Origin of the sequence: Duganella flavida, from assembly GCF_009857445.1 — a bacterium.
In the GTDB taxonomy this organism is placed as follows: Bacteria; Pseudomonadota; Gammaproteobacteria; order Burkholderiales; family Burkholderiaceae_D; genus Rugamonas; species Rugamonas flavida.
The window spans coordinates 21,926-33,900 of the sequence record NZ_WWCN01000030.1 but is presented as its reverse complement, the minus strand read 5'-3'; the positions used below and the strand labels follow the sequence as shown (position 1 = coordinate 33,900).

Here is an 11,975-nt window from a genome sequence, read left to right as displayed (position 1 = left end):
CGAGTAGAGCCACGTTGATCACTCCGATCTCCTGCCGATAAGACAGGTGGAATTGTGCTACTAACGTGGGTCAGATTCAGTTGCAAATTCGTGGGGAAAGTGGGTCAATTTTCAGTGCAACTTAACATGGGTCATTTTGCGTGCAAAATGACCCCATAAAAACGATGGAGATCGAGTGAAAACAAGGCCTTCTTCCTCACAGATTTGCATCCGGCCTGGGTCGAAATCAACACCAATTGCGTGGGTTAAATCGACCCACATGCAAATATTTTTAGTGACCCATCATGCCCGGAGTGTAAGGAATGCCGGCTCTAGTTTCCCATCAGCCGCAGTGTGAATACTGATATGCCAATCGGATTTCTCACCGCATTCGCATTTCAAATAAAAGGCCTGACTCGTTAATTTCGACAACACCAATTGCTGAGCGGGAAGCGAAAAATAAAACAGACTAGGCTTAGCGCTTGCATCCTTTTCCTGACCCGCTGTCACGATCCTCTGGCCCAAAAATTCTATTCGCAAAGAGTCATTGCTCCTTCGCGTCATACCACGCCACTGAGCCTTAACGATGATGGCTCGCCGTGGTAGGTCAGTGGCTTCTGCGTCAAGCCATGCTCGAATTGGCAGAGCCGGTGAGGCTATAGAGTTCTCGCCAGCTTCAGCCCCGCCGCCCTCTGAATTCGCAACCGCAATAATCGTGCGTTTAAGCTCCTCGATCTGCAACGCCATTGAAGAGAGGAGCTCTTCACTACGCTTGGCGTTTGTCGAGACCAGAGCTCTGATCTCATCAATCGATGCCGCAGTCTCGTCGAAATCCGTCGAAATCTTCGCGATCGAAATGGCCCGGTCTAATGCAGCAGTGGGCGATAGCGATTCAGCTCCGCATAGAGCACGTAAATCTCTGCGTCGACGGACCGATAATCGATAGGTCACGGCAGAACGACTCCAGCCCTTCGTTTCGGTATGCTCTGTGTTCATGCTCGGCTCCTTTGTTTTTGTTGTTCTGAGATCGCCGCGATCTCCTATCGCTGCAGTGAATGTTCCGCCTCGTGCGTTCGCCGCCTGGAGGAAATCGCATTGAGAAAACGCTTTGCAATGCGGTGACTGATGGATGCCGTCAGAATGGGGCGTGCGGTTACTCTGGTTTGAGGTCGCACCGCGTAATCAAGACTGGTTCCCTTCGCACGACTCCGCGACATTCGCAGCGCCAGAGCATCAATCGCCGCAGCTCGCCCGCAATCCTGCCTTTCATTGGGCTGATGAGCTTCGATATCGACGGATTGGAGCACGCCAAGATTGGTATAGATCGTGGTCGAAAAGCGAGAACGGCTTGCGGCCACATAGGTCAACTCGCGATCGCACATCGCAGGATTGGCTAACGTGTAAGCTGCATCAAACGTGCGGCCTTGGCTTTTGTGATTGGTCAGGCAGTATGCATAATCGAAGTGCCCGAACGATAGCGGCATCATGGCGATCTTCTCGCCGAGCTCATTCGCATCATCGAGCTCTATCTCAAACAGGGATGTGAAAGAAGCTTGGCCTTGGGCCAGCGTGCTCGAAGCTCAGCTTCGTCTTCTGGCGAGAGCACAACTCCACCCAATAACATTGCTGTATTGGGATCTGACGAATTGGTCATAGCTGCCTTGGCTTTTTCAGAACGCTGTAAATCATCAATTTCAGCCATGTCAATCTCATACTCATCAATTCGTTTGGCTCGTTCCTCCGGCTCTGAGATGCTCACGAAAATAAATCGCGTAGCACACTCGGTTGCGGAACGCATGATGATGTCCCCATCCCAAAGCTTCTCATCTTGCAACAGGAGGCTCAGCGATTGACAGCGTTCGCCGTAGTAATGCATTTGCCCCATTGCGAACCGGCTGTAGCGGGGATCAGTGGCCTTTGACTTCGAGATGACGCCGCTTATCTCATCGCGAATCTGGCTAAAAACTGCTAGTGATTCTCTGAGCAAGAGTTGCATTGGTGTGGCCTGGTTTTAGTGACTAACTCACGCATGACTCGCGGATAGTGGACTGTGACATCACAATCTACGGAGCTGTCGGTCATGGACTATTGTTTCGAGTTCGTTTTTTTACGCTTCTTTGCCTCGGTCTTATCCCACTCCGCTCCTTCTGCCTTGTTGCCTGCCCAGTTTGTTTGATCTGCCACGAAGGCCCTAAAGCGGCCATCGTATTTGAGGGCGGCGTGATCGATAGGCCAGTTCAAGAGGTCTACAATTTCCTTGCAGTCTGGCAGGTCACGCACGTAGCCCCAGTGAACCGCCTGGCCCCCGCCGCTGCCATCCTCGTGCCCAACGATCTTTAAAATTTTGCCTGCATTCGCATTCTTGTTGTGTAGCTCGGTGATGACGTTGACGCGGAAGGAGTGGAAGCTTGTCTGCGGCAGCTTGATGCCCAGAGCTCGCTGATGTTCGAGCAGAGCGGCAGACAGGTGCTTGTAGTAAGAGTGGTTGATATAGGGGCAGTGCGGGAAGATTCGCTCAGCACCTGCGGCCTTGCATTCTTCGACGTAGTCCAGAAAGCCCAGGTCTAGCAGAGCTTGGGCAATCGGGACGTTGCGAATGCCACCGGCTGTTTTGCTTTTATGGACGTGGATGTAATGCACGCCGTTATCCGCGAGGTGAACGTCTTGGACACGAATCTGAGTCGCTTCGCCAATCCGCATGCCGGAGTAAACGCCGAGCAGTGGCCCCCAAAACAGATCAGGCTCGTTCATGCGGGCGAGGTAGGCCTTGGGCTCAAACAGGGTCTGCAAAGCCGCCACAGGGAACGGCTGGAACGATTGCGTGCTGGCCTTGCGAGTCTTCTTCGTGTGGATATGCAGCCCTTTAACGGGATTGTCCTGAGTCAGCGTGTAGAGGCCGTGCCCAATCGCGTAGTCAAAGAAGTCCTTCAAACTATCCAGCTTGTTATCGATGGTCTTGGCCGTTTGAGCATCGGCCCCGCCCGCCAACATCGCTTTGTAGTCGGTGAGCGTCTTTTTGCTGATCGCATTGCTCTCAATCTCTTTCGCTTTGTAGTCGCCGCGAACCTTGCGGGCTTCGACCGTGCGAAGGCCTCGCTCTTTCAGGAAATCTGTGTTCTGGCTTTCAGCGAGCCAACGCTCAACCGATTCGACGTGTGAGAGCGACCGGGCCAGGAAATCTTTGATGTGATAGGTCTTCGTCACAACCGTCCGAGCCCCGTTTTTGCCTGCACAGTTCGCCAGCCATTTTGTGACAGCTGATATCAGGGCCTCGGATTTGGGAGTGTTTGGGGCTGGCTGTTGAATAACCGGAGCTGGCTGCATGTTTTGCAAGAGCGGGCCGATCTGATCCAGAGCTTCCATGGCACGAGAATGGTCCTCTTGCGTCCCATCGGTTTTGATCTTCATCCCATTGGGTAAGGTCAGTTCATATCGGCCAATCGATCCCAAGTCGAAATCGGACAGCTTCGGGCTGGTCATTGCTCGTTTCCTCTCAATGTTGAGATTCAGTTGCAGAGCAAGAATGTTAGCAGTTCTGGAACACTTAGTGCGAAGGCTAATTCGTTTTTCGATACCGTCGGCCTTGTAGCGAAAATAGTAGACGCCGAAGCGGTTGATCAGCAGACGAGGTGCTTTGATGGTCATGGTGGCTCACTAAGGGTGGCACACCCGCAAAAGCAAAAAGCCGTTGAATCCTATTGGAATCAACGGCTTCTGCCTGAATTTGGTTGCGGGGACAGGATTTGAACCTGTGACCTTCGGGTTATGAGCCCGACGAGCTGCCAGACTGCTCCACCCCGCGTCTGAGGCCATGATTATATACAAGCGTCTTGCATTGCGCAAGGCGAATTATGCGGCGGCCAATTTCCATAGCGAAGTCACCTCGGCGGCGCGGGCGGCGTGCAGAGGATCGGTAGCGTCCGCGGCGCGCGGATGGACCGGGCGCACGTCAATGCGGTCGATGACTTTGAGGCCGGCGGCGGCGATCCACTCCAGCAGCTGCTCGCGCGGACGCAGGCCCAGGTGTTCGGCCAGGTCGGACAGGATCAGCCAGCCTTCGCCACCAGGTGTCAGGTGGGCGGACAAGCCGCTGAGGAAGCCGCGCAGCATGCGGCTGTCCGGATCGTAGACCGCATATTCGATCGGCGAGCTTGGACGGGCCGGCACCCACGGTGGATTACACACCACCAGCGGTGCGCGGCCTTCGGGGAACAGGTCGGCCACTAGCAGCTCGACTTGCTCATCGACGCCCAGCAGCGCCAGGTTTTCGCGGGCGCAGCTCAGGGCGCGCTGGTCCTGGTCGGTGGCGACCACGCGTGCGATGCCGCGCTTGGCCAGCACCGCCGACAGCACGCCGGTACCAACGCCGATGTCGAATGCCAGCGTTACGCCTTTCGGCAGTGGCACGTCGGCCACCATCTGCACGTATTCACCGCGCACCGGTGAGAACACGCCGTAGTGTGGATGGATGCGCGCGCCCAGTGCCGGAATCTCAACGCCGGTGCGGCGCCATTCATGCGCGCCGATCAGGCCAAGCAGCTCGCGCATCGAGGCGATGAACGGTTCTTCGTAACGGCCATAGGCTTCGTTGCAAGCCAGCTTGATGTCCGGCGCGCGGCGCAGCGGAATCGTGTAGCCCTCTTCGAACGGAATCAACAGCATGGCCAGCGTGCGGGCGCGCTGCGATTGGGCCTGGCGATGCAGGTGGAAGGCTTCGGTCGGCGTGGCCGGCGCTTTGGCTGGTTTGGCTTTTTTGCCAGTCTTGCCTTTGTGGTCGGCGCGACGCGCCAAGGCTTGCAGCAGCTGGCGCGCGTTCTGGAAGTCACCGCGCCACAGCAGTGCAGTGCCTTCGCAGGCCAGGCGATATGCGACATCGGCATTGGTGCGGTCGTCGGCGATGACTACGCGCTTCGGCGGCGGCATGCCTGCTTCCGAGCGCCAGCGCGCGGAGCGCTGTTCGCCGTTCTCCTCCCAGTGGATGTGCAGTGGAGCGGAAGCAGGGGAGGTGTGTACGGACATGTGGGCCAATCGACAGAAATAGTGACGCGCTACGCGCAGACCGCGTAGCGGAGAGTGTCGCTATTATACCGGTCGGCGGTCCGTTACTACGCGGCGGCGCTGTTGGTCGGCGTTGCGGCATTTGCCGCAACTGCTGCTGGTACAGCGGCTGCATCTGCGGCGGCTGGCGTTTCGGCCGGTGCTGGCGTGGCGGTCTGCGAGTCGTTCGAGCCGGCTGCTGCGGCCTTGGCCTTGTCGGCGCTAGTCGGCGCTGTGTAGGTGTTGGTGTCCTTGCTGTCGACGAGATTCAGCAGGCGCAGGGACAGGCTGCGCAGCGTGTTGCGGTCGATGCCGTCGCTGGTCTGGCTGCTGCTCTTGTCGCCGCCGCTGGTAGCCAGCGCGGTTTGCAGGTCGCGGCCAATCAGTTTAAACAGGTCGGCCAGCGTGCCTGGGAAGTCGAGGTTCGGCAGCTGCACGGTCGGCAGGTCGTTGCCCGACGATTGGTCTTTGCTGCTGTCTTGCGTTGGCTGGGTATTCGCGTTGCTGGTCTGGCTGGCGGCAGCATCCAGTTGGTAGTTGTACTGGACTTCCACCTCAAAATCGAACTTGCGGCCGTCGGCGGTGGTGATGGTGCCTTTGCCGATGAAGTGCGAGCTGTCGGTCAGGCTGAAGGCTGCTGCATCCGAGACGCCGTTTGCGCCTTCGGTGTGCTGGTAGCCGGCGGCGTAGCTGGAAGAGGCTTCCAGGCTGGCCGAGTCGAAATCGATGGTGGCGCCTTTGGCTTTGTCGCCGAAGAGCGTTTGCGCGAAGCTGCTGACGAAATCCTGTGCGTAATCCACCGTGGCGTTACCGACGGAGGCCACGCGCTTGTCCAGATCCAGCGCGCTGCCGGATTTTGCGGCAGGCGTGGCATCCTGCGTTTTCTGTACGGCGCTCGACTTGCTGCCGCTTTGCTGGCCAGTGTAAAGGGATGGCCAGCGGCCGCCGAGGTTCGAAATGGTAGACATGATGGATTCCGTTTGATAGTACTTCTACAACTCTTTAACGGTATCGTACCCGATTACTTGAGGGCGGCGCGCAAATTAGTGGTGGTGGGTCCAGCCTTCCGGCGCTGCCAGGTAGGATGCGACGGCGTCTTTCTGGCCGATGGCGTGATGGCGCACTTCGCCGCATTGGCAAACGCCGAGGTAAGGCTGGATATGCGAGCAGGCCGATACCTTCTGCAGGCGAACCTGGACGGCTTTGGCGCACTTGGCGCATTTGAAGGTGAGGGTGCGTGGTGCTTTTAACATGATTCTATGACCGCTTGAGTAGGCAAAGGCGGGATTTTATCACTCAGGCGTAGGTATCCAGCGAGGGTTTGGCCGCCGGCTCGCCTTTGTAGGCTTGCTGCGCCAGCTCGGAACGCGCCTTGATTTCCATTTGCTGCGCCTGGGCGGCGACGGCGCGGTCGGGCCCCGAAGGTTCGGCCGGGGCCAGCGCGGCGGCTTCGATGGTGCGGGCGCGCTGGATGGTTTCCTCGGGCGTGGCGCCTGGCGAGGTGTCGATATTGACCTCGCCGCCGATGGCGTAATTGACGCCGTTTGGGCCGCGCTGGTAGGTGAAAGAGGCGCCGGAGGTGGCCAGTCCGCCCGCTGCGGCCAGGTGGGCTTGCTCGTGCTGGCGTACTTCGAGGTCGCGGGATTTGAGTTTGTCGATCAGGGCCAGCGCTTCGGAGGAGAGCTGGGTGGTGCTGGATGGCGAGGTGGTGGTTTTTTTTGTTTCAGGGGACGCAGGCGCCTGCGCCGGCGGCTCGCTGCGCGCCGGGGGCTGGGGAGTGGAACTCGGTGATATTGCGCCGATGCTCATGATTGTGCCTCGCGAAGGCTCAATCATAGCACCGGCGCGGATCAGCTGACGCTAATCGTGCTGCGGCCGCCGGCGGACGGCTGGACCAGGATTTTGGCCGAAATCCGCTCGGTCATTTCCTGCACGTGCGAGATCACGCCGACTTTGCGGCCCATCGCTTGCAGGCCGTCCAGAGCGTCCATCGCCACGCGCAAGGTGTCGGCATCGAGGCTGCCAAAGCCTTCGTCGATGAACAGCGATTCGACCCGCACGCGGTTGGAGGACAGCGAGGCCAGTCCCAGCGCCAAGGCCAGCGAAACCAGGAAGGATTCGCCTCCGGACAGCGAGTGCACCGAGCGCATTTCGCCGCCCATATCCTGGTCGCGCACCAGCAGCGCCAGTGACGGCCCGGCGTTGTTGGGGATGCGTTCGAGCTGGTAGCGGCGCGACAGGTGGTTCAGGTGCGCGTTGGCGTAACCCAGCAGGACGTCCAGCGTGAATTGCTGGGCGTAGTTGCGGAAGCGCTTGCCGTCGGCGGAACCGATCAGGTCATCCATCCGCGCCCAGCGCTGGGCGATGCTTTCCTGCTGCTCGATTTCGGCCAGCATGTCGGACGAGCGGCGGCGCTTGTCGTCGTCTTGCGCCAGCGCGAGCTGCAGGGCTGTGGCGTGGTCGCTGGCGGCTTTGCGTTCGACCAGCAGAGCGTTCAGCAAGGAGGCGATGATGGCGACCGGCGATTCGGCCGGCGCGGCATCTTCTGCGTCGGTGTGTGCGGGCTGCGCGGGCGCTGGGATGCGCGGCGGCGGGGCGGTGAGCTGATGCTGCTCGCGTTGGCGCTGGCGTTCTTGCAGGATGGTTGCGGCTTGGTCGACTGCGCGCGCCAGTGCTTGCAGGGCGCTGCGTTCTGCGTGGATGTCGCCGGCGGCGCGGGCCAAAAGTTCGTGCAGCTGCGGCAGCTCTTGCAGGCCGGCGTCGGGCTGCTGCTGCTGGAAGGCTGCGAGCCAGTCGTTCAGGCGCGTAGCGGCGGCGGTGGCAGCGGCTTGCAGCGCCGCTAGCTGTTTGCCTGCCTGCGCGGCTGCTTCGTCGTAGCGGATACGCGCTTGTGCTGCCTGCTGGGCGGCGGTTTGCGCGGCGGCGTGGCGGGTTTTCGCGCTGTCGATGGCCGCTTGTAATGCGGCTTCCACGTCGCGCACTTCTTTGCCGCCCCACATGGACATGCGCTGTTCCTGACTTGCTTTCAGCGCTGCGTCGGCTGCAGCGAAGGCGTCGCGGACGGCGATGGCGTCTTGCCCTGTCTTGGCCTGCGCTTCGTTGAGGGCATTCAGCTCGACCTCGAAGCCGGCCAGTGCGGCATTGCGCTCATCGTAGGCAGTGCGATACGCCAGCCATTGCTTGCTTTCCGCTTGGCGCGCTTCATAGAATCGCGCCGGGCCGGAACGCCAGTCTTCCTTCCATTCTTCGCTTGGTATATCGCCGCCGCTGAACGCGGCGTCCAGATCGGACAGCAGACCGCTCAAGGTGAGCGCAACTTCGATGCGCTGGTCTTCGAGTGCCTTGTATTCCGTATTCGATTGCGCCAGCGCGGTGCGCGCGGCTGCGGCCACGGTCTGCAAACGTGTGTGCTCGGCGGCGGCACGGTCGTAGGCAACTTGCGCCTGATCGCGGGCGATGAGTGCCGCGTGCAGGGCGCGTTCTTGCTGCTCGATGGCTTGCAAGGCCTGATGCGTTACGGCCAGCTGCGCGACGAACCATGCGCTGCGCTCGGCCTCGGGCGGCAGCGCGGCGGCGGCTTGCCCGTGCAGGGCGTGCGCCGACCATGCAGTGCTCACGCGCTCCAGCGCTTGCTGCACCGAGCGCTGTTCGATGGCGAGGAGGTTCAACTGCTCGGCGCTGGCTTGCGCCGTGGCGCGATGAGCGGCTTGCTGGTTGACGTTGGCCTCCATCTGCTGGCGGCATTGCGCCACATCGGACTGGAACTCGCGCAGCATGTTTTGCAGGCTGTCGTCGTTGTGGCGATACGGATGATCGTGTGCGCCGCACACCGGGCAGGGCGTGTCATCTTCCAGCGACTGACGCAGCGATTCGACGCTCTTGGCGCAAGCCGCTTCCGCGAGGCGCAGCGCGCGTTCAGCCTGCGAGAACGCCGCCATGATGGCGACGCCTTCCTGTTGCGACGCCGCGACTTGCGCCTCGGCGGCCGTCATGGCCTGCCGCAGCTGCGTCGATTGCGTCTCGATCTGGCCGTGGCGGGCCTGGTGCGAGGCCAGCTCCAGCCAGATTTTTTCGGCACCGGCCAGCAGGTTGCGGCGCTGCTCATGACTACTGCGCGAAGCCTGCAACTGCTCGACTGAATACGCGGCCATTGCCTGCGAGGCCTGCTGGCGCTGGCGGTCCAGCGATTGCAGCGCCTCCACGGCAGCAGCCAGTTTGGCGCTGGCGTCAGCTTCCTCATCGCGATGTGCCTGCGCGTTGCGCTGTACGCGCGACAGGCCGGACGCCAGCCGCTCTGCCGCCGCTGCCGACTGGCCGGCTTGCACGAACAGCACATCCCAGCGCTCCCATTGCAGCGCCAGCGCTTTCCAGTGCTTGTGCTGCTGCAGCCACGCCACGCCGGCCTGCTGCTGAGCGGCCAGGCGCGATTGCTCGTTTTGTTTCGATTGCAGCGCTGCCTTGGCGACGGCGTCCGCATGATCCGCTTTTTCGCGGGCGGCAGCGGCCTGGCGATAAGCGGGCAGCATCGCTTCAATGCGCGCATCCAGCGCCTTGGCCTGGTCCAGTTGCGGTGCGGCGGCGCGTTGCGCGGCCTCCGCTTCCTGCTGGCTGGCGGCCGATTGTGTGAGCGCGGCATTGGCCTGCTCCAGTGCCTGCGCGGCTTGCTGCACGTTCTGCAAGCTGGCGGCGATGGCCGCTTGCGTGCCCGCGATGTCGCCTTCGATGCGGCGAATCTCGTCGGCCAGCGGGCGTGCCGGCTGCACCGCATCGACCAGCGCCAGTGCGGCGTGGCGCGGTGCGGCGGCGGCTACTTCGGCCTGCGCGGCTGCGACGGCATGCTGCGCGGCCTGTTCTTCCTGTGCGAGTTTTTCCGCTTGCTGATGCCAGCGCAGTTCCTGCTCAAGTTCCGCTTTTTGCTGGTCCAGCGCTTGCAAGGCCGCACCGGCATCGGTAGATTTAGCTGCAATTTCTGCGCGCTGGTCGGCGCTGAGTGGCTTCTGGTCCGCCAGCCGCAGGTTCAGTTTTTGCAGCGCCGCCTGTTCCAGCTTGTTGCGCTCAAAGGCGCGGATCGATATTTCGGAGTAGACCGTGCTGCCGGTCAGCGTCTCCAGCAGTTCGCCGCGTTCGTTGTCCTCGGCCTTGAGGAAGGCCGAGAACTCGTTCTGCGCCAGCAGCACCGCGCGCGTGAACTGTTCGAACGATAGCCCGATGCGCTTCTCGATTTCCGCTTTCACCTCAGTCTTGGTGCCGCCGATCGGCTGCTCGGAAGGCAGCAGCTGCAGCGACATGCTGGTCGGCTGCAACGCACCTTCCGCCTTGTTACGCGAGCGGCGCACGCTCCAGCGCGCGCGGTAGGTGGCGTTGTCGCTGCCGACGAATTCCACTTCCGCGTAGCCTTCCGCTGTACCACGGCGCAGCAGTGTGCGCGGGTCCTGGGTGGAGACGGTTTCGTTGCCGACGTCGGCGAGGTAGTTGCGGCCGGCCACGCGCAGCAAGCGCGGGGTGGCGTCGTACAGGGCCAGGCACAAGGCGTCCAGCAAGGTGCTCTTGCCCGCGCCGGTCGGGCCGCTGATGGCGAACAGGCCGGTCGACGCCAAAGGCTCCGATTCAAAATTGACGCTGAATTCTTCGGCCAGCGAGGCCAGATTCTTACCGCTGATTTTCAGGATTCTCATGGCAGCATCAACTCCGCAAAGGCGCTCAGTTGATCGGCCGGCGCATCGTTGCCGAAGCGCTGCTGGTAAAGCTGTTTGAAAATGTCGTCAGGCTTGAGTTTCTCAAGCTGGTCGAGCGTCATTACTTCCTTGTCGATGGACGAAGTGCGGGCTGCGGTCGAGGTTTCGATTTTGGCCAGGCGCACGGCCTTGCCGTCCAACGCCGCTTCGATGCGCGCGCGCAGGCCCGGTTCCGGCTGTTCCAGCAGCACGCGCACTTCCAGATACGGCTGCTGCTCGGCTGGCGCGTCCGGCGGCGACAGCGCGGCCAGTTCTTCCAGCACCTGCGCCAATGGCGCCGGCTTGGATGGAATGCGCAGCAGCTCCACCGCGCGCGGCACCGGCACCGGCACGATCTCGCGTAGGGCGGCGCCATCGAGGTCGATACGCAAAATCTGGTGCGCATAATTTACCTCGGCGAACGACAGCGGCAACGGACTGCCGCAATAGCGGATGTGTTCCTGCTTGCCGACGTTCTGCGCCAGGTGCAAATGGCCCAGCGCTGCGTAGGCGATGGCTGGATCGAAAATCCCGGCCGGCAGCATCTCGGTGCCGCCGATGACGATGCGGCGCTCGGAATCGCTGGATATCTGGCCGTCCACCATGTGGCAATGCCCCATCGCGATGATGGCCTGGCCTTCCTGCCGCCTGGATTGCGCCAGCTCGAATGCCTGCTGGTAGAGCAGGGCGATGCCGGCCAGGTAGGGATCCGTGCCATCCTGCGTCACGCGCGGCACGTCGCCGGGCCGCAGGAAGGGCACGGCCAGGCACCACGCTTCGACCGCGCCATCGCGGCCGGTCAGCGGCAGCACCAGCGATTCCACATCGATCGAGCCATCAGCAAGCCGTTGCACCGCGCCGACCACGCGCGTGCCGTGCGCTTCCAGCAAGGGGCCCGGCGCATCCAGCCGACCCGGCGAATCGTGGTTGCCGGCGATGACAATCAAATTCAGGTGCGGCGCGCGTTCCTTGGCCAGCCGCAGGAAGCGGTACAGCTGCTTCTGCGACGCCGCAGACGGATTGGCGTTATCGTAGACATCACCGGCGATCAGCAGCACGTCGGCCTGTTCGGCGACGATGGCGTCCAGCAGCCAGTCGAGAAAACGCTGGTGCTCATAATGACGCTCAAAATTATGCAGGGATAGGCCTAGGTGCCAGTCGGAGGTGTGCAGCAAACGCATGGGAAAAAGTCGAAACAGCCGGAAAAGCGCTCAATATAGCGCAAGCCAGCCGTCGACGGTTTGA

Annotated in this window: 10 protein-coding genes and 1 tRNA gene; all 11 read right to left on the bottom strand. The window is 61.3% G+C overall.

The genetic code is table 11. The features are described 5' to 3' along the window. Nucleotides 1–282: 282 nt before the first annotated feature. On the bottom strand, nt 283–975 hold the full coding sequence (locus tag GTP46_RS28430; protein ID WP_161010003.1) for a hypothetical protein: 693 nt from the start codon (nt 973–975) through the stop codon (nt 283–285). A 44-nt stretch (nt 976–1,019) separates the two neighbouring features. Beyond that, nucleotides 1,020–1,466 (bottom strand): hypothetical protein, encoded by a 447-nt coding sequence (locus GTP46_RS28425; RefSeq protein WP_161010002.1) that lies wholly within the window; start codon nt 1,464–1,466, stop codon nt 1,020–1,022. Nucleotides 1,467–1,504: 38 nt separating this feature from the next. Then, complete coding sequence (locus tag GTP46_RS28420) at nt 1,505–1,975, bottom strand: hypothetical protein (RefSeq protein WP_161010001.1); 471 nt, start codon at nt 1,973–1,975, stop codon at nt 1,505–1,507. Between the two features lie 89 nt (nt 1,976–2,064). Beyond that, on the bottom strand, nt 2,065–3,624 hold the full coding sequence (locus GTP46_RS28415) for a site-specific integrase (protein ID WP_161010000.1): 1,560 nt from the start codon (nt 3,622–3,624) through the stop codon (nt 2,065–2,067). 80 nt (nt 3,625–3,704) lie between these two features. After that, nucleotides 3,705–3,781, bottom strand: a tRNA-Met gene (locus GTP46_RS28410). A 47-nt stretch (nt 3,782–3,828) separates the two neighbouring features. Then, the gene (locus GTP46_RS28405) at nt 3,829–4,998 is read right to left on the bottom strand and encodes a methyltransferase (protein WP_161009999.1); all 1,170 of its coding nucleotides are present in this window, start codon (nt 4,996–4,998) and stop codon (nt 3,829–3,831) included. A gap of 86 nt (nt 4,999–5,084) precedes the next feature. Then, nucleotides 5,085–5,984, bottom strand: a complete 900-nt coding sequence (locus GTP46_RS28400) for a hypothetical protein (RefSeq protein WP_161009998.1) — start codon at nt 5,982–5,984, stop codon at nt 5,085–5,087. A 75-nt stretch (nt 5,985–6,059) separates the two neighbouring features. Then, on the bottom strand, nt 6,060–6,269 hold the full coding sequence (locus tag GTP46_RS28395; protein WP_161009997.1) for a hypothetical protein: 210 nt from the start codon (nt 6,267–6,269) through the stop codon (nt 6,060–6,062). Nucleotides 6,270–6,312: 43 nt separating this feature from the next. Beyond that, a complete protein-coding gene (locus GTP46_RS28390) occupies nt 6,313–6,825 on the bottom strand; it encodes a putative metalloprotease CJM1_0395 family protein (protein ID WP_161009996.1) in 513 nt (170 codons plus the stop codon). A 41-nt stretch (nt 6,826–6,866) separates the two neighbouring features. Continuing rightward, nucleotides 6,867–10,691 (bottom strand): AAA family ATPase, encoded by a 3,825-nt coding sequence (locus GTP46_RS28385; RefSeq protein WP_161009995.1) that lies wholly within the window; start codon nt 10,689–10,691, stop codon nt 6,867–6,869. Then, entirely contained in the window at nt 10,688–11,911 is a 1,224-nt protein-coding gene (locus GTP46_RS28380; protein ID WP_161009994.1) for an exonuclease SbcCD subunit D C-terminal domain-containing protein, read from the bottom strand. Before GTP46_RS28380 ends, GTP46_RS28385 begins: the two co-directional genes overlap by 4 nt. Nucleotides 11,912–11,975 lie beyond the last annotated feature (64 nt).